This window comes from Rhizobacter fulvus (assembly GCF_964020785.1).
Window position 1 is genome coordinate 3887118 of sequence record NZ_OZ224516.1, and the last position, 17546, is coordinate 3904663.

The window sequence follows — 17546 nt, forward strand, 5'->3', positions numbered from 1 at the left end:
GCGTCAGGCTGCCGCGCGGCGCTTCACCCAGGCCTCGACCGCATCGCTGCCGCCGATCAGCTCGCCGTTGACGAACAGCTGCGGCACCGTCTTGGCCCTGGCGATGGCGCCGAGCGCGCGGGTGCGGATGTGGTGCGGCAGCGGCACCTCGGCGTAGGTGACGCCGGCCTCGGCCAGGTCCTTCTTGGCCTTGGCGCAGAAGGCGCAGCCCTCGCGCGTCAGCAGCGCGATCTGGTCGGGCTCGCGGGCATTGCTGTTGACGTAGTGCAGCAGCGTGTCGGCGTCCGAGACCTTGAACGGGTCGCCGGGTTCGTCGGGCTCGACGAACATCTTCTCGACGATGCCGTCGCGCACCAGCATCGAGTAGCGCCACGAGCGCTTGCCGAAGTTCAGGTCGCTCTTGTCGACCAGCATGCCCATCTGCTCGGTGAACGCGCCGTTGCCGTCGGGCAGCATGAAGACGTTGTCGCACTCCTGGCTCTTGGCCCATTCCTCCATCACGAACGGGTCGTTCACGGCGATGCAGACCACCTGGTCGACGCCGTTGTCCTTGAACGTGGAGGCGAGCTCGTTGAAGCGCGGCAGGTGCGTGCTCGAGCAGGTGGGCGTGAACGCGCCCGGCAGCGAGAACACCGCGACCGTGCGGCCCTTGAACAGCTGGTCGGAGGTGATCTCCTTCCACTCGTTGTTTGCGCGGTAGCGGAACTTGACCTGCGGGACCGGTTGTCCCTCGCGGGTGGCTTCTGGCATGTGATCTTCCTCGGTTGAACGTCCAAGAACGCTATCTTGCGCCGGCCGCGGGGATCGCGATGCGGATGCGGTCTTGGGGCCGGCTTCAGCCACCGGCCGCCGCGTCGCGCCGCAGCGTGGGCAGGCCCACGCCGGTGGCATCGAAGCCGCCGTCCACCGCCAGCACCTGGCCGTTGACGTAGCTCGCCGCCGGGCTGCACAGGAAGCCGATCGCGGCGGCGATCTCGTCCAGCGTGCCGTAGCGGCCGAGCGGGATCGCGTCGTGGTAGTCGGCGCGGATGGCGGGCGTGTGCACGAGCCTGGCCATCTCGGTCTCGACCGGCCCCGGCGCGATCGCGTTGGCGCGGATGCCGACGGTGCCGAGCTCGGCCGCCTGCTGCTTGGTCAGGTGGATCAGCGCGGCCTTGCTGGTGCCGTAGGCCACGCGCAGGGTGCTCGCGCGCAGGCCCGAGATCGAGGCGATGTTGACGATCGCGCCGCTGCCCGTGCGGCGCATCACCGGCACGCAGGCCTGCGAGCAGAGGAACGCGCCGTCGAGGTTGGTCGCCATCACGTGGCGCCATTCGGCGAAGCTCGTCTGCCCCAGCGTCTTGAACACCGCGACGCCGGCGTTGTTGACGAGCGCGTCGATGCGGCCGAAGTGATCGGCGACGCGGTCGATCGCCGCCTGCACCTGCGCCGGATCGGCCACGTCGCAGTGCAGCGCGAGCACGCGCGCGGCGGGCTCGCCGATGTCGGCGGCGGCGCGCAGCAGCGTGTCGCGGTCGATGTCGAGCAGCGCCACGCGGTGGCCCTGCGCGAGGAACCAGCGCACTGAGGCGAGGCCGATGCCGCGCGCCGCGCCGGTGACAACGGCGACCGGGGCCGATGCGGCCGGGTGTTCAGTCATGGGGAGTCTCCCTGTGTTCTCGGTGCGAGCCTAGCTCACGCCCCGAGCCGCCGCGCCGCCACCGAGCGGGAGCGCATCGTGGTCGTCGGCGCGGATCGCCGGCGTGTGGACCGGCTTGGCCATCTCGTCTCGCGATCGACCGATGGCGCAACGCCGTCTTCGCGAGCGGCGCAGGCTCAGCGTGCCTTGTCTATGGCGGCTTGCAACTCGTTCCACTGGTAGGGTTTGCGCAGCACGGTCGGACCCGCATCGCGGTAGTGCGGCGCCTTGATGCTTTCCAGTCCCGTCGCGAAGACCACGCGCAACGTCGGTCGCAGCGAGCGCGCTTCCGCGGCGAATACATCGCCGGATACGCCCGGCAAGCCGATGTCGGTGATCAGGACGTCGACCTCGTGCTCGGCCAGGGCGACCAGGGCCTGTTCGGCGCTTTCCGCCTCGTGGACCGTGTGCCCGTGCAACCGCAGTTCCTTCGCGATGGAGTAGCGCAGGGCGGGGCTGTCTTCAACGAAGAGGATGTCCATGGCGGGTCTCCTTGTTCGCCATCAGTTGCTGAACCACATGCACAAGTTCGATCGCCCGCACGGGCTTCGAACAATGCGCGTTGAACCCGCTCGCGAGGGCGAAGACGCGGTCCTGTTCCCGCGCGTAGGAAGTGATCGCCACCGCGGGCACGTGGCGCAGGGCCGCGTCGTTTCGAATTTCCTCGATCAGCGCGTACCCGTCCTTTCCCGGCATGCCGATGTCGCTCAGCAGCACATCGGGCAATTCGCTCCTCAACTCGGTCAGCGCTTCTTCGTAGTTGGTTGCCACACGCACCCTCGCGCCCCGGTCGCGCAGGATCAGTGAAAGCGTTGCGCCGATGTCCGGATCGTCCTCGACCACCAACAGTGAGGCACCCGTGAGCGTCGCGTCGGCGTCCGCCTGGTCCGGCTCCACATGTCCGGCGCTCGCCTCATCGCCTCCGGGTCCTGCGGTCGGGAGCCACACATCGAAGTTCGCGCCGTGCCCCAGGCCGTCGCTGCGAACGGAAACGGTCCCGTCGTGCGATTCGGCCAGGTGGCGCACGATCGACAGCCCCAGTCCCAACCCGCCGTGCCGCCGGTTGCTGCCCGCATCCGCCTGGGAGAAGCGATCGAAGAGGTTGGGCAGAAACTCCGTCGGGATCCCCTGGCCTTCGTCCAGGAAGGAGATCCGAAGACCGGCGTTCTCGGGCTTCACCGCGATCGAGATCTTGCCACCGGCAGCCGAGAACTTGATCGCATTGCCCAGCAGGTTGGAAGCAATCTGCTGCAGCCGCGCCGGATCGGCGCGGATCTCGGGGCAGTCAGGATCGACATGCATGCTGACGATCACACGGCGCTCCGCGATCAAGGCTTCGGACGCCTCGATGACCGAGTCGATCAGCTCCGGAACATCCACCTGGCTCAGCGACAACCTCATCTTGCCCAGGTTGATGCTGGACATGTCGAGAAGGTCCGACACCAGCCGCGCCTGCAACGCGAGGTTGCGCTCGATGATCTCGAGGCCCTTCTGCCGCCTGGCTTCATCCAGCGGGCCGCGACGGAAGATCTGCATCCAGCCGATCATCGTGGTCAGCGGCGTGCGCAGCTCATGCGACAGCACGGCCACGAACTCGTCCTTGATGCGGCCCAGGCGCTCCGCGTCCGCCCGGGCCGCCCTCTCGCGCTGCAGCGCCAGCTGGCGCTGCTCCTCGAGCAGGGCCGGCGCGGTCACGTCGGTCGCCAGGACCATGTGAACGCCGTGTTTCAACAGCGGCAGCATCGACCAGTTCACCCGCAGCGTGGAGCCGTCGGCGCGCAGCAGCGGGAACTGCACGTCGTCGCTGGCAAGCGCTTCGATGGCGAGGAACGCCCGGGCCGCCTCGCGGAACTCCAGAGGCACCCACTCGACCAGCCGCCGGCCGATGACGTCATCGGTGCCCCCCAAAAAACCGAGCATGCACGGGTTCGCCTCGATCACCTTGCCCGACAGGTCGAGCAGGCACATGCCGATCGGCGCACGCTGGTACATGGCGCGGAAATGCTGCTCGCTCCGTCGCAACGCGCCCTCGGCCATGCGCGTGCGCACGAGCGCCTGGACCGTCGCGACAAGCACCGAGGGATCGACCGGATGGGTCAGGTACGCGTCGGCGCCGGAGTCGAGGCCTCGGACCTTGTCTTCGTCTGTCACGAAGGCCGCGCTCAGGTGCAGCACCGGCAGGTAGTCGGCGTCGTCGCGCGAGCGGATCAGCCGGCACAGGTCGAAGCCGCTGATGTCCGGCAGATTGACGTCGAGCACCATGGCGGAGACGGTGGCATCCGCCAGTTCCAGCCCGCGAGACCCGGTGCTCGCCTCGCGGGTCTGGAAGCCGGCGTGCTGGAGCCACCGGAGCGTCGTGTAACGGCTGACGGGGTCGTCGTCGACCACGAGCACCACGTGTTCGGCTCGCTCGATGGGGTTGAACCCGGCAGCCTTGCTCATGGCGGAGGCGCCCCCGCGTGATGTTCCGCCGGGAGGGAGACCCAAAAGACGGAGCCTTTGCCCAGGTCGCTCGAGAAGCCCACGGTTCCGCCCAGCAACTCCGCGATTCGCTTGCTCAGCGACAGGCCCAACCCGGTGCCCCGCAGCCGCTTCTGCAGGGGCGAGTCGACCTGCACGAAATCGTGAAAGATCGAGCCATGGGCCTCGGCTGCGATGCCGATGCCGGTGTCCGACACAGCGAAGGTGACCGTCGAATCGTCATTCATGATCGCCGAGACCCGCACATCGCCCTGAACGGTGAACTTCAGCGCGTTGGAGATGAAATTTCGCAGGATCTGCGACAGTTTCCGATCGTCGGTGAACAGACGCGGGAGGCCTTGCGGCTCCTCGAAGATCAAGTTCACTTCCGGATTGACCAGCACGGGCCGGAACATGCCCCGCAACGCCGAAAACAGGTCGACCATCTCGAACCAGGCCGGGTTCACATCGACACGGCCGGCCTCGACCTTGGCCAGGTCCAGCAGGTCGTTCACCATGTCGGAGAACTCGCCTGCGGTGTCGCTGATGAAACGAATCTGCTTCTCCTGCTCGGGCGTCAGCGGGCCGTCGGCGTGGCTGAGGAGCAATCGCGTCAAGCTCTGGAACGACGCGATCGGCGTGCGGAACTCATGGCTCATGTAGGCCAGGAACCGGCTCTTCAGCTCGGTGGCCTGGCGGAGCTGGTCGGCCTGCGCATCGAGCTCGGCGTAGAGCGCGACCACGCCGCGGTTCGTCTCCTCGAGCTCCTCACGCAGCGCATCGAGCTCCGCGCCTCGCTCGGCGAGCGCCGCCTCCAGCGCTGCGACGGAGTGGTTCGCGTCAGCCATGGCGGGCACCGGCTAGTGGCACTGCATGACCACCACCGTCGCGTCGTCACGCCCGCGCAGTTTGTGGTGGATCAGGTGGGCGGCCAGGATGATCGGGTCGGACGACAGCAATTCGGGCACCTCCTTCAAGTCCCAACGACTGGCGATGCCGTCGGAATGGGCCACGAGCACCGCGTGGTCCGGCAGCTCGTAGACGACTTCCTGAATCTTACGGATCTGCACGCCGACCGTCCCGTGCTGCGAGAGCAGCGAGCGATCCTGCACGCCGCTGATGATGCGCGCCGCGATGTTGCCGGCGCCGCAAAAGCTCAGGGACCGGGTCGAGACGTCGATGTCGATCGACGCGAGCGCGGCACCTCGGGTCGATCGCAGGGCGGCGTGGCAGCGTTCGACCACGGCGCGGGCGTCGGCCCCGGGATGCATCGCGAAGACCCGTATCGCGGCATCGGCGGCCTCCGCCGCATCCGGCCCGTGGCCGAGTCCGTCGGCCACGATCAGCGACGCATGGTGTCCATCCTGTCGGCACGCCCAGGCATCGCCGGACACCGTCTCCCCCGGGGCCGCGACACAGATGCCGGCATGGACCAACGAACCTGCGTGCTGCGCGGTTCCGTCCAGCGGCGAACCGTCTGCCGCGAGGCGCGCGACGATCACGCTGCCGATGCCCGGCTTCGAGAAGATCAGGAACTGCCCCGCATTGCGGCGCACCGCGCCCAGACCGGTGCCGGCGGTGCCGCCGGTCGAGACGCCATCGGACATCGAATACTCGATGTCGCGCATGCCGGGCCCGCGATCGACAGCAATCACTTCGATCGTGGCCACCGCGGTGTTGGCGCGAAGGCCGATCAACAGCAGGCCGCCCTGCGCGTGTCGGACGAGGTTGGTGGCGAGCTCGGTGACCACGAGCGCCAGCCGGCCCAGCGTCAACGGATTGAAGCCTGCGGCGGTCGCCACCCGCGCCGCCTGGCGACGCGCGTCTCCGATCTGGCTTGACTCGAGCATGGGACAAGCCAGGTGGGGAATCACAGGCTCATTTCCAGCGGGCGATCATCACCGACGTGCCCTCGCCGACGGTGGTGTCGATGGCGAACTCGTTGACCAGGCGCTTGCTGCCCGACAGGCCGATGCCCATGCCCTTGCCCGAGGTCCAACCGTCGGTCAGTGCACGTTCGACGTCCGGAATGCCCGGCCCCTTGTCCTCGAACCACAGGCGCAGCGCAGTCCGCAGGCCCTGGGCCTGGATTTCCCAGCGCATGTGACCGCCGCCGCCATAGACCACGGTGTTGCGCGACAGCTCGCTCGCTGCGGTGATCATCTTGGTCTGGTCGACCAGTGAGAACTTGAGTTCCTGCGACAGCTTCCGGACGGTCTGCCGGCAGATGACGATGTCCGGCTCGCCGCGCAACGGAATCGTTCCCTTAGTCTCCATGGACACTGATCTCGTCGCCCACGGACGCGAGCATCTGCAGGCCGCGCTCCACATTGAGCGCCGTCTTCACGCCCTCCAGCGACAGACCGAGTTCGACGAGCGTGATGGCCACGGCCGGCTGCATCCCGACGACTACCGTCGCCGCCCCCAGCACGCTGGCGATGCCGGAGATGCCCGCGAGCATGCGGCCGATGAAGGAGTCGACGATCTCGAGCGCGGAGATGTCGATGACGACCCCGGTCGCGCCGATCGAATCGATCTTCGCCGACAGATCGTCCTGGAGCGCCAGCGCGGTCTGGTCCTGCAGGTCGACCTGGATGGTCACCAGCAGGCACTTGCCCATCCGCAGGATCGGGATTCGCTGTTGTCCGTCGGACATGGCTCAGGCCTTGGTGCGGGTCACGACGTAGCCGCTGCGCTTCAGCGCCAGCGCCAGCGCATCGGCGAGCGACGCCTTGGTCGTGATTCCCTGCAGATCGATGCCGAGGTGGACGATCGTCTGGGCGATTTGCGGGCGCACGCCGCTGATGATGCAATCGGCGCCCATCAGGCGGATGGCGGTCACGGTCTTCAGCAGGTGCTGCGCCACCAGCGTGTCCACCGTCGGCACGCCGGTGATGTCGATGATGGCCAGCTCCGAGCCCGTGTCGACGATGCGCTGCAGCAGCGATTCCATCACCAGCTGCGTCCGGTAGCTGTCGAGCGTGCCGATCATCGGCACGGCCAGCACGCCTTCCCACAGCTTGACGACCGGCGTCGAGAGCTCCAGCAATTCCTGCTGCTGGCGTTCGATGACCGCCTCGCGGGACTTCTGGTAGGTCGTCAGCGTGTGCTGCGAGATGCTGTCCACCAGGGTCGAGATCGCCCAGACGCCCTTGCCCAGGCGGGCCGGATCGTTCGCGAACCGGGTCTGGATGCGTTCGAACAGCGGTCGCTTGAGCGCGAGCACGAAGGCGCTCGTCTGGGCCGCGGTGATGCCCTGGGCCGCACCCGATGTCGAGATGTCCTCCAGCGCCTCCCGGAGCGCCGACCAGGCGGCGCCCTCGAAATCCGCCGGCGGCTTGCCGCTGCGCAAGCCTTGTTCGAGGCCGTCGACGAGCTTGTCGGTGTCGGCCGCGAGCGTCTTGGTGGACGCCCCGCGACCGCCCGATTCGCGGATTTCGTCGATCCACGCCTGCAGGATCGGCGCGCGCTCAGCCTGCAGTAGTTGACCGATGAGAAGGAATTCTTCGTTCATGTGCATGCATTCGATATTGGCGCCGCCCCTCGCGGCAGCGGCAATTATGACCGTCGCAAGACACATACGGATCACAAATGGTCCCCGGGCCTCAGCGGTCGACTGGCGGCGCGGCCGCGCTGCAAATGCTCGCGGCAGGCGCGGCTACGCCTGCGCTTTGCGTCTGGCCGGCGGCCGTTCGCCGAGTCGCGCATGCCCTCCCACAGCGTCGGCAGGCCCTGCTCACGCCCCGAGCCGCCGCGCCGCCGCGACGCAATGGCGGAGGAAGTCGTCCGCGCCGGCGCCGAGCCGCTTGTCGCGATGCAGCACGATCGCCAGCCGCCGGATCGACGCCGGCAGCCGGGTCTTCAGCTCGACCAGCGTGCCCTGCGCCAGCGCCTGCGCGACCGCGTGGCGCGACAGGAAGCCGAGCGCCGTGCCGGCCACGACGAGCCGCTTGATCGTCTCCGGGCTGCCCAGCTCGTAGGCGACGTTGGCGTGGCCGAGGTGCTCGACGAGCCAGCGGTCGGCCGCCTCGCGCGTGCCCGAGCCGATCTCGCGCAGCGCCCACTCGGCATCGCGCAGCAGCCGCGGCGTGACGGTGCGGCCGGCGAGCGGGTGGGCCGGCGACGCGACGATCACCAGTTCGTCCTTCATCCACGGCTTGACGACCAGATCGGGGTGGGTCTGCGAGCCTTCGACGAAGCCGACGTCGACATCGAAGGCCGCGACCGACGCGATCACGTCGCTGGTGTTGCCGATCGTCAGGCGCACCGGGCTCTTCGGGTGGCGCGTCTTCCACGCGCCGACCAGCTCCGGCAGGATGCATTCGCCGATCGTCAGGCTCGCGCCGACCCGCAACGGCGCGAGGTGCTCGCCGCTGAACAGCTGCTGCACGTCGGTCGCCTCGTCGAGCATCGACGCGGCGCGCGGCAGCAGCGCGCGGCCGTTCTCGTTCAGCACCAGGCGGCGGCCGACGCGGTCGAACAGCGGCGCACCGAGGGCGGATTCGAGATCGGCCAATGTGGTGCTGGCGGCCGACTGCGAGCGCGCGACGCGCTCGGCGGCGGCGCGGGTCGAGCCGCCGCGTGCGGTCGCGACGAAGACTTCGAGCTGACGCAGGTTCAGCCGCAGGCGCGAGACGGCAGCGGGCGAGGCGGGCATGGTTCGGGCTCCGGGCAGGTGATCTGATTTTCAGATCGGTCTGACCGTGATTGTGCGCTTTCGCCTTTCACCTCGAATCGGTACGATGAGGGATCGCCGCGCCGCCTCTCGCGCGCGGAACCAAGGAGATGCCGGTGTTCAAGTTCCTGTCGCGCGAGCCCCTTCACGACCCGCTCGCCGCCGTGACGCCGACCGCGGCCACCGAGGTCAAGACCACCACCTGCTACATGTGTGCCTGCCGCTGCGGCATCCGCGTGCACCTGCGGGACGGCGAGCTGCGCTACATCGACGGCAACCCGAACCACCCGCTGAACCAGGGCGTGATCTGCGCCAAGGGCTCGGCCGGCATCATGAAGCAGGTCTCGCCGGCGCGGCTCACGCAGCCGTTGCGCCGCAAGCCCGGCAGCGAGCGCGGCGCCGGCGAGTTCGAGCCGATCTCGTGGGAGCTGGCGTTCGAGATGCTGACCGAGCGGCTGCAGAAGATCCGCTCGACCGACCCGAAGAAGTTCGCGCTGTTCACCGGCCGGGACCAGATGCAGGCGCTGACCGGCCTGTTCGCGCGCCAGTTCGGCACGCCGAACTACGCCGCGCACGGCGGCTTCTGCTCGGTCAACATGGCCGCCGGCATGATCTACACGATCGGCGGCAGCTTCTGGGAGTTCGGCGGGCCGGACCTGGACCGCGCCAAGCTGTTCGTGATGATCGGCACCGCCGAAGACCACCACAGCAACCCGATGAAGGTGGCGCTGAGCAAGTTCAAGCGCGCCGGCGGCCGCTTCATCTCGATCAACCCGGTGCGCACCGGCTACTCGGCGATCGCCGACGAGTGGATCCCGATCAAGCCCGGCACCGACGGTGCGCTGTTCATGGCGCTGCTGCACGAGCTGATCCGCACCGACCGGATCGACCACGCGTTCCTGAAACGCTTCACCAACGCGCCGCAGCTGGTGGTGCTCGACGACTGCGCGCGCCAGGGCCTGTTCGCGTTCGACCCGAACCCCGAGAAGGGCCCGCCCGGGGACGGCCGGCACCCGCACAACAAGCTGATCTGGGACAAGACCAGCGGCACGGTGCTGAACGCGTACCCCGAGGGCATCGCCGACGGGTGCGATCCGGCGCTCGAAGGCCACTACACGCTGGCCGACGGCACCCAGGTCGCGCCGTCGTTCCAGCTGCTGCGCGACCGCGTCGCGACCTGCACGCCGGAGTGGGCGGCGGCGATCACCGGCATCGATCCGGCGCGCATCCGCAAGCTGGCGGTCGAGATGGGCGACACCGCGCTGAAGCAGGCGTTCGAGATGCCGATCCCGTGGACCGACGCCTGGGGCAAGGTGCACCCGACCACGCAGGCGCGCCCGGTCGCCTTCCACGCGATGCGCGGCCTGGCGGCGCACTCCAACGGCTTCCAGACCGTGCGCGCGCTGGCGGTGCTGATGAGCGTGCTCGGCACGATCGACGCGCCCGGCGGCTTCCGCCACAAGGCGCCGTACCCGCGCCACATCGTGCCGAACTACCGCGCGTTCAATTCGCCCGAGATGATCCAGCCGAACACGCCGCTGAACGCCGCGCCGCTCGGCTTCCCGGCCAATCCGGACGAACTGGCGATCAACCCCGACGGCTCGCCGATCCGCATCGACCACGCGTTCTCGTGGGAGCACCCGCTCAGCGCCCACGGGCTGATGCACAACGTGATCACCAACGCGGTGAAGGGTGACCCGTACCGCATCGACACGCTGCTGATCTTCATGGCCAACATGGCCTGGAACAGCAGCATGAACACGATGGCCGTGCGCGAGATGCTGAACCGCAAGGACGAGGCCGGCGAGTACATGATCCCGTTCCTGGTCGTCTGCGACGCGTTCCAGAGCGAGACGGTGGCGTTCGCCGACCTGGTGCTGCCCGACACGACCTACCTCGAGCGCCACGACGTGATGAGCATGCTCGACCGGCCGATCTCGGAGTTCGACGGCCCGGTCGATTCGGTGCGGGTGCCGGTGCTGCCGGTCACCGGCCAGTGCAAGCCGTTCCAGGAGGTGCTGATCGAACTGGCGTCGCGGCTGAAGTTCCCGGCCTTCACGACGGCCGAGGGCACGCGCAAGTTCAAGGACTACCCGGACTTCGTCGTCAACTTCCAGCCCGCGCCCGGCATCGGCTTCCTGATGGGCTGGCGCGGCAAGGACGGCACCGAGCACCTGCGCGGCGAGCCGAACCCGAAACAGTGGGAGATGTACGCGAAGAACGATTGCGTCTTCCAGTACCACATGCCCGAGACGATGCACTACATGCGGAACTGGAACCGCGAGTACCTCGATTTCGCGAAGGACAAGGGCTGGCGCCAGCGCAACGACCCGGTGCAGCTCGCGCTCTACAGCGACACGCTGCAGACCTTCCGCCTCGCGGCGCAGGGCAAGAGTGCCGGCCGCCGCCCGCCCGAGGCGCTGCGCGAGCGGATCGACACCTACTTCGATCCGCTGCCGTTCTGGTACCCGCCGCTCGAGGAGGCCGCGACCGATCTCGAGGCCTACCCGCTGAACGCGATCACGCAGCGGCCGATGGCGATGTACCACTCGTGGGACTCGCAGAACGCCTGGCTGCGCCAGATCCACAGTCACAACTACCTGCAGGTCAACCCGCTGACCGCGCAGGCCGCGGGCATCGCCGACGGCGGCTGGTGCTGGGTCGAGAGCCAGTGGGGCCAGGTGCGCTGCATGATCCGCTACAGCGAGGCGGTCGAGCCCGGCACGGTCTGGACCTGGAACGCGATCGGCAAGGCCGACGGCGCGTGGCAGCTCGCGCCGGGCGCCGACGAGGCGCGCAAGGGCTTCCTGCTGAACCACCTGATTTCGGAAGAGCTGCCGTTTGCCGGCAGCGCGTCGAACACGATCAGCAATTCGGACCCGATCACCGGGCAGGCCGGCTGGTACGACGTGCGCGTGCGCATCCGGCCCGCCGAGCCGGAGGAGCCGCAGGAGTCGTTCCCGCAGATCGCCACCGTGCCGGCCGCGCCAGGCGTGCTCGGCAAGGCGGCGAGCGTGTTGACCTACTTCGCCGGAAGGAGCAAATCGTGATCCAGTGGCTCAAGGACATCATGGGCGCGTCGCTCCCTCTCCCGCTCGTGGAGCAGAGCCCCTCACCCCAACCCGCTTCCGCCAGCGGGCGAGGCAACGCCGACAGCGCGCGCTGGGAACCGGGCGACACGCTCGCCAAGCAGCTCGCGCTCGTCATCGACCTGAACGTCTGCGTCGGCTGCCACGCCTGCGTGACCTCGTGCAAGCAATGGAACACCTCGGGCTCCGCGGGCCCACTGGCCGACGAGAAGCCCTACGGCGCCGACCCGACCGGCACCTTCTTCAACCGGGTTCAGACCTACGAGGCCGGCATCTTCCCCGGCACCGACACGATCCACTTCCCGAAGAGCTGCCTGCATTGCGAGGACCCGCCGTGCGTGCCGGTGTGCCCCACCGGGGCCAGCTACAAGCGCAAGGAAGACGGCATCGTGCTCGTCGATTACGACAAGTGCATCGGCTGCAAGTACTGCGCGTGGGCCTGCCCCTACGGCGCACGCGAGCTCGACGAAGAGCGCCAGGTGATGACCAAGTGCACGTTGTGCGTCGACCGGGTCTACGACGAGCACCTGCCGAAGGAAGACCGCAAGCCCGCCTGCGTCAAGGCCTGCCCGACCGGCGCGCGGCTGTTCGGCGACGTGAAGGACCCGGACTCCGAGGTCTCGAAGGCGATCCGCGAGCGCGGCGGCTATTCGTTGATGCCGGAATGGGAGACCCAGCCCGCCAACCAGTACCTGCCGCGGCGCAAGACCGAGAAGGTCGGGGGGTCGACATGAATCCGGCCTTTTCCGTCGTGATCTTCACGACGATCGCGGGCGCGGCGCAGGGCCTCGTCGTGACGCTCGCGCTCGCGCTGCTGGCGGGGCTGGCGATCGCGCCGGGCTTCGTCAGCGCGTCGCTGATGCTGGCGGTCGTGATGCTGCTGATCGGCCTGGCCGCGTCGTTCGCGCACCTGGGCCGCCCGGAGCGCGCCTGGCGCGCGGTGCTGATGTGGCGCACCTCGTGGCTCTCGCGCGAGGTGATCGTGCTGCCGGCCTTCATCGGCGTGGTCGCGCTGTGGTGGCTGGCGCTGCGCGCGGGCATCGACATGGGCAAGAGCGCGGCGCTGCTGCCGCTGGCGGCCATCGCGCTCGCCGCGCTGCTCTGGTATTGCACCGCGATGATCTACGCCTGCCTGCGCTTCATCCAGGAATGGGCGCAGCCGCTGACGCTGGTCAACTTCACGCTGATCGGCCTGTCCTCCGGCCTCGTGCTGGCGAGCGCGCTCGCGGCATTCGCGGGCGAGTCGGCACTGCTGGCGGTGACCGGCCCGGCCGCGCTCGTCGTCACGCTGGTCGCGTGGGTCACGCGTTCACTCGCGCTGCGCCGCAACGCGACGCTGAAGCACAAGTCGACATTGCAGTCGGCCACCGGCATCGACGCGTCGCGGCTGGTGCAGAAGTCGATGGGCATGTCGGCCGGTTCGTTCAACACGCGCGAGTTCTTCCACGGCCGCACGCTGGCGGTGCTGAAGAACGTGCGCCTCGGCTTCATCGTGCTGTGCTTCGCGCTGCCGGCGCTGTTCGCGCTGCTCGCGCTCGTTACCGGCTCGCTGTGGCCGTGGGCGCTGGCGCTGCTGTGCCAGGTGCCCGGGCTGGTGGCCGAGCGCTGGTTCTTCTTCGCGCAGGCGAAGCACCCGCAGAACCTGTACTACCAGGTGGTGTCCTGACCGCCGGACCGCGCGCGGCCGCTCACGGCGCGGGGGAGGTCCACCGATCGGCCTCGATGCGGTAGGTGAGGAGGTCCTTGCCGTACCAGCGCTGCAAGCCGATCTCCTGCATGCCAAGGCGCTGCATCACCTTGGCCGATGCGGTGTCGGCGGGATCGCAGGCGGTCAGAACGCGCGGCCGAGCGCGACCTCGTAGAGCGCGGCCACCAGATCCGTCTGCGTCACCATGCCGACCAGCCGCCGCTGGTCGTCGACGATCGGCACGTGGTGATGGCCCACGTCGGCCATCAGCGGCACGAGGTCGACGATCGGGGTCGCCTCCTGCGCGGTGCGTGCCGGCGCCGTCATGATCTGGCCGACGACCTCGTGCTTGGTCGAGTGGGTGTGCGGTGTGCGCTGGAGGAACTCGCGCAGGCGCCGCGCGATGGTCGGCTGCTCGGTCAGCCCGGCATGGCGCAGGAAATCGGAGCGCGTGACGATGCCGATCACGTGGCGCGGCCTGTTCACCACCGGCAGCGCCTGCACCGCATGGTCCTGCATCAGCGCCCACGCCTCCGCCAGTTCGGTACCGAACTCGACCGCGAGCACGTCCTTCGACATGATCTCGCGGCACAGCGTCGCGCCGAAGCGGCGCTGGAACGCCAGCTGCTCGGTGCGGTGGAACAGCGCTTCGAGGTCGTCGACGCTGACGTCGAGCACCTGGTCGTATTCCTTCAGCGCGGCCTGCAGGTCGGCCGGGCTGAAGCCGAGCCGCGCGGTCGGCAGCGCGTCGGCGGTGCGGTGCGGGTGCGGTGCCTCGGCGCGCTGGTCGTGCGGGTAGCGGCGGCCCGTCAGGTTGTTGTAGACCAGCGCGGCGGCGAGCAGCAGCACGCTGTCGAGCGCGACCGGCACGACAACGAAGGCGAAGCCGAGCTCGTGGATCGCCGTTCCGCCGAGCACGGCCGTCAGCGCGACCGCACCGCTCGGCGGGTGCAGGCAGCGCAGCGCGAACATCGCGCCGATCGAGAAGAAGATCGCCGCCGCGGCGGCGGCGACCGGCGGACCGAGCAGCTTCGCGCAGGCGACGCCGATCAGGGCCGAGACGACGTTACCGCCGACGATCGACCAGGGTTGCGCCAGCGGGCTGGCCGGCACGCCGAACAGCAGCACCGCGGAGGCGCCCATCGGCGCGATCAGCCAGAGCGCCGCGTGCGCCGAACCGAGCAGCGCGGCGCTGACCAGCCCGGTCAGCGCGATCCCGATCAGCGCGCCGCCGGCGGCGCGCAGCCGCTCGCGCTGGCTGACCGAGGCGCGCGGCGGCAGCAGGCTCTGCAGCCAGGCGATCTGCGACGCCGCCATCTCAGCCCTCGTGGTTCAGGCGCAGGCCCGGCACCGGCCAGTCCTCGATCGCGATCAACCGGCCGCTGCCGGACAGCGTGACGTACGCGGTGCGCATGTCCGGCCCGCCGAAGCAGATGTTGGTGACGAAGCGGTCGGGCAGCGGCACGTGGCTGTGGTGCCGGCCGTCGGCCGAGACGATGCTGATGCCGCCGTGCATCAGCGTCGCGACGCACAGGTTGCCGAACGCGTCGACCGCCATCGAGTCGAAGCGCTGCCAGTGGTCGCCGGGCGAGGCGCACAGCATCGTCGCGCCCTGCGGCGAGGGCCAGGTGTCCTTGCGCACCCGCCCGGGCGCGGTGATGTCGAAGGACCAAAGGCGCGCGCCCTCTGTCTCGGCGTAGTACAGCGTGTTGCCGTCCGGCGAGAGCGCGATGCCGTTGGGCGTCATCACCGGGCGCGCGATCACGTGCGCCGCGCTGCCGTCGGGCCGGCCGTAGAACACGCCGCCGCGGTCGAGCTCGGTCTCGCGGACCTTGCCGAGATCGGTGAAGTAGAAGCCGCCGTGCGCGTCGAACACGATGTCGTTCGGGCCGCGCAGGCCGAGGCCCTCGACGCTGTCGTACAGGCGCTCGAACTTCCCGGTGTTCAGGTCGACGCGCTCGATGCGGCCGCCCGAGTAGTCCTCGGCCTGGCCGAGCGGGCGGAACGTGCCGTCGATCTCGGTGCCCCAGCGGAAGCCGCCGTTGTTGCAGACGTAGACCGCACCGTCGGGACCGAGCGCCGCCCCGTTCGGGCCGCCGCCGAGCTGCGCGACGACGTGCACGCTGCCGTCCGGCCGCACCCGGCTGAGCGTGCCGCGCGCGATCTCGACCAGCACGACCGAGCCGTCCTGCATCGCGATCGGGCCCTCGGGAAACTGCAGGCCGGTGGCCATCTCGCGGATCTTCATCGTGTCGTCTCCTTCTGTTGTTCGATGCTTCTCGTCAACGGCGATGGCCGCGCGCGATGAAGACCGCGCCGGCCATCGCCGATTCCACCACCAGCCCGGCCACCGGCGCGCGCAGCAGGCTCCACGGCTCGGCCAGCCCGTCGAGCGAGGTGACCGAGTGCAGCGCCGCGCCGAACACGAACAGGTTGACCGGCCAGGCCCACGGCGCGGCCCACTTCAGGCCGCAGGCGACGACGCGCGCGCCCGGGCGCAGCGCCTGCATCACGTTCGAGACGGCGGCCGGGGCGCGCAGGATGTCGTGGGTGAAGTGGAAGAGGGCGGCGTCGGCTCCGGGCGTGATCTGCGCGTCCTCGACCGACGCCTCGATCAGCGTGACGTTGCGCCAGCCCTGCCGCGCGACGCAGTCGCGCGCCTGCGCGAGCATCTCGGGGCACTGCTCGATGCCGATGACCCGGCCGCTGGCGCCGACCGCCGTGCGCAGCGCCCGCAGGCTCAGGCCGGTGCCGCAGCCCGCGTCGACCACCGTGTCGCCCGCCTGCAGCGCGAGCTGCGCGATCGCTTGCCGCCGCACCGGCTCGAACAGCGCGAGTTCCGCGTCGTAGACCGACGCACGGCGGCGGTACTGGGCGAGGGCGGCCTGGTGCGGCGGGGGCAGGGACGGCATCGAGGGCTCCGGGATCGGGTCAACCCCGCGATCCTACGTGGCCGCGCTGACACCCCGGTCGAAGGTCTCGGCCAATGCGGCGGCGGGCAGACGGCCGCGCAGCCCGATCGCCACCAGCGCGGCGCCGTCGCGCGGCTCGTCGGCCCGCCGCAAGGCGCCGTGTCGACCCGCGAATTGCAGCTCGGACCAGCCGACGCTGCCGTCCGCGTCGGTCGTGCGCAGCACGCCCTTGAGCCGCAGCAGGCCGGACGGCGTGGCGCGCAGCCAGGCGCGCAGCGCGGCGGCGTCGAACGCGCCGGCCGGGCGGCATGACCAGGTGTCGAAGAGTGCGCCGTGGTCGGGATCGTGCGCGCCGTTGTGTTGGACGTGGGCGTGGTCGTGGTCGTGGTCGTGGTCGCACGCCGCCGATGCCGGGTGAGCGGCGTGCGCCTGCGGCAATGCCACCCCGCTGAGCATCGCCAGCGGCACCGCGGCCCCGGTCGTCTCGAACACCGGCACCGGCCCGGCGATCGCAGCGATCCACGTGCGAAGCGCGGCCCGCTCGTCCTCCGCGACCAGGTCGACCTTGTTGATGACGACCAGGTCGGCGGCCCTCAGTTGCCGCTCGAGCGTGTCGGTCAGCAGCGGGTCGCGCCACTGGGCGCGCGCGGCGCTGGCGTCGACCAGCACGATCACGCCGTCCAGCACGAGGCCCGGGTCGGCGCGGCCGAGCTGCGCGATCCGCCACGGATCGGAGACGCCGCTCGCCTCGATCACGACCGCGTCGAAGCGCTCGGCCGATTCGAGCACCCGGATCAGTGCGCTGCTCAGGTCGTCGCCGATCTGGCAGCAGACGCAACCGTTGCTGAGCGCGATCGTCTCGCCGGTGTTCGCCGCGATCAGCGCCGCATCGATGTTGAGCGCGCCGAAGTCGTTGACCAGCACCGCGAGCCGCTGCCCGCCGGCGTCGCGCAGCCAGCGGTTCAGCAGCGTCGTCTTGCCGGCGCCGAGGAAGCCGCCGATGACGGTCAGCGGCAGGCGCTTCGCGAGCGCGCTCATTCCGTGA

The 17546-nt window shown here is 69.5% G+C and carries 17 protein-coding genes; 3 read left to right on the forward strand and 14 right to left on the reverse strand.

Features of this window, described 5'->3' with window-relative positions; translation table 11 throughout:
• Window positions 1-3: 3 nt before the first annotated feature.
• From ACWH49_RS18465 to ACWH49_RS18510, 10 genes are all read right to left on the reverse strand, one after another.
• Window positions 4-750 (reverse strand): glutathione peroxidase, encoded by a 747-nt coding sequence (locus ACWH49_RS18465; RefSeq protein ID WP_448172792.1) that lies wholly within the window; start codon window positions 748-750, stop codon window positions 4-6.
• Between the two features lie 85 nt (window positions 751-835).
• The gene (locus tag ACWH49_RS18470; protein ID WP_448172793.1) at window positions 836-1639 is read right to left on the reverse strand and encodes an SDR family NAD(P)-dependent oxidoreductase; all 804 of its coding nucleotides are present in this window, start codon (window positions 1637-1639) and stop codon (window positions 836-838) included.
• Between the two features lie 176 nt (window positions 1640-1815).
• On the reverse strand, window positions 1816-2160 hold the full coding sequence (locus ACWH49_RS18475) for a response regulator (RefSeq protein ID WP_448172794.1): 345 nt from the start codon (window positions 2158-2160) through the stop codon (window positions 1816-1818).
• Window positions 2141-4120 (reverse strand): response regulator, encoded by a 1980-nt coding sequence (locus tag ACWH49_RS18480; RefSeq protein WP_448172795.1) that lies wholly within the window; start codon window positions 4118-4120, stop codon window positions 2141-2143. Before ACWH49_RS18480 ends, ACWH49_RS18475 begins: the two co-directional genes overlap by 20 nt.
• Window positions 4117-4986: a sensor histidine kinase gene (locus ACWH49_RS18485; protein ID WP_448172796.1), complete on the reverse strand. Its 870-nt coding sequence runs from the start codon at window positions 4984-4986 to the stop codon at window positions 4117-4119. The genes ACWH49_RS18480 and ACWH49_RS18485 overlap by 4 nt, the downstream gene beginning before the upstream one ends.
• Window positions 4987-4998: 12 nt before the next feature.
• Window positions 4999-6012, reverse strand: a complete 1014-nt coding sequence (locus ACWH49_RS18490; RefSeq protein ID WP_448172797.1) for a SpoIIE family protein phosphatase — start codon at window positions 6010-6012, stop codon at window positions 4999-5001.
• 4 nt (window positions 6013-6016) lie between these two features.
• Window positions 6017-6415, reverse strand: coding sequence for an anti-sigma regulatory factor (locus ACWH49_RS18495; protein ID WP_448172798.1), 399 nt, complete (start codon window positions 6413-6415; stop codon window positions 6017-6019).
• On the reverse strand, window positions 6405-6794 hold the full coding sequence (locus ACWH49_RS18500; RefSeq protein ID WP_448172799.1) for an STAS domain-containing protein: 390 nt from the start codon (window positions 6792-6794) through the stop codon (window positions 6405-6407). Before ACWH49_RS18500 ends, ACWH49_RS18495 begins: the two co-directional genes overlap by 11 nt.
• Before the next feature lie 3 nt (window positions 6795-6797).
• Entirely contained in the window at window positions 6798-7652 is an 855-nt protein-coding gene (locus ACWH49_RS18505; RefSeq protein ID WP_448172800.1) for an STAS domain-containing protein, read from the reverse strand.
• A 222-nt stretch (window positions 7653-7874) separates the two neighbouring features.
• The gene (locus tag ACWH49_RS18510; protein ID WP_448172801.1) at window positions 7875-8795 is read right to left on the reverse strand and encodes a LysR family transcriptional regulator; all 921 of its coding nucleotides are present in this window, start codon (window positions 8793-8795) and stop codon (window positions 7875-7877) included.
• 134 nt (window positions 8796-8929) lie between these two features.
• On the opposite strand from ACWH49_RS18510, the gene ACWH49_RS18515 reads away from it, so the two are divergent.
• From ACWH49_RS18515 to ACWH49_RS18525, 3 genes are read left to right on the forward strand one after another with little or no spacing between them, the layout of a single operon-like run.
• Window positions 8930-11863 carry a molybdopterin-dependent oxidoreductase gene (locus ACWH49_RS18515; RefSeq protein ID WP_448172802.1) on the forward strand — a complete coding sequence of 978 codons (2934 nt, stop codon included), beginning with the start codon at window positions 8930-8932 and terminating at the stop codon, window positions 11861-11863.
• Complete coding sequence (locus ACWH49_RS18520) at window positions 11860-12636, forward strand: 4Fe-4S dicluster domain-containing protein (RefSeq protein ID WP_448172803.1); 777 nt, start codon at window positions 11860-11862, stop codon at window positions 12634-12636. Before ACWH49_RS18515 ends, ACWH49_RS18520 begins: the two co-directional genes overlap by 4 nt.
• Complete coding sequence (locus ACWH49_RS18525; protein WP_448172804.1) at window positions 12633-13568, forward strand: dimethyl sulfoxide reductase anchor subunit family protein; 936 nt, start codon at window positions 12633-12635, stop codon at window positions 13566-13568. The genes ACWH49_RS18520 and ACWH49_RS18525 overlap by 4 nt, the downstream gene beginning before the upstream one ends.
• Before the next feature lie 165 nt (window positions 13569-13733).
• On the opposite strand, the gene ACWH49_RS18530 is transcribed toward ACWH49_RS18525, so the two are convergent.
• From ACWH49_RS18530 to ACWH49_RS18545, 4 genes are read right to left on the reverse strand one after another with little or no spacing between them, the layout of a single operon-like run.
• Window positions 13734-14906 (reverse strand): HPP family protein, encoded by a 1173-nt coding sequence (locus tag ACWH49_RS18530; RefSeq protein WP_448172805.1) that lies wholly within the window; start codon window positions 14904-14906, stop codon window positions 13734-13736.
• A gap of 1 nt (window position 14907) precedes the next feature.
• Entirely contained in the window at window positions 14908-15837 is a 930-nt protein-coding gene (locus ACWH49_RS18535; protein ID WP_448172806.1) for an SMP-30/gluconolactonase/LRE family protein, read from the reverse strand.
• 34 nt (window positions 15838-15871) lie between these two features.
• Window positions 15872-16501: a class I SAM-dependent methyltransferase gene (locus tag ACWH49_RS18540; protein ID WP_448172807.1), complete on the reverse strand. Its 630-nt coding sequence runs from the start codon at window positions 16499-16501 to the stop codon at window positions 15872-15874.
• Between the two features lie 33 nt (window positions 16502-16534).
• Window positions 16535-17539, reverse strand: a complete 1005-nt coding sequence (locus ACWH49_RS18545; protein ID WP_448172808.1) for a CobW family GTP-binding protein — start codon at window positions 17537-17539, stop codon at window positions 16535-16537.
• Window positions 17540-17546 lie beyond the last annotated feature (7 nt).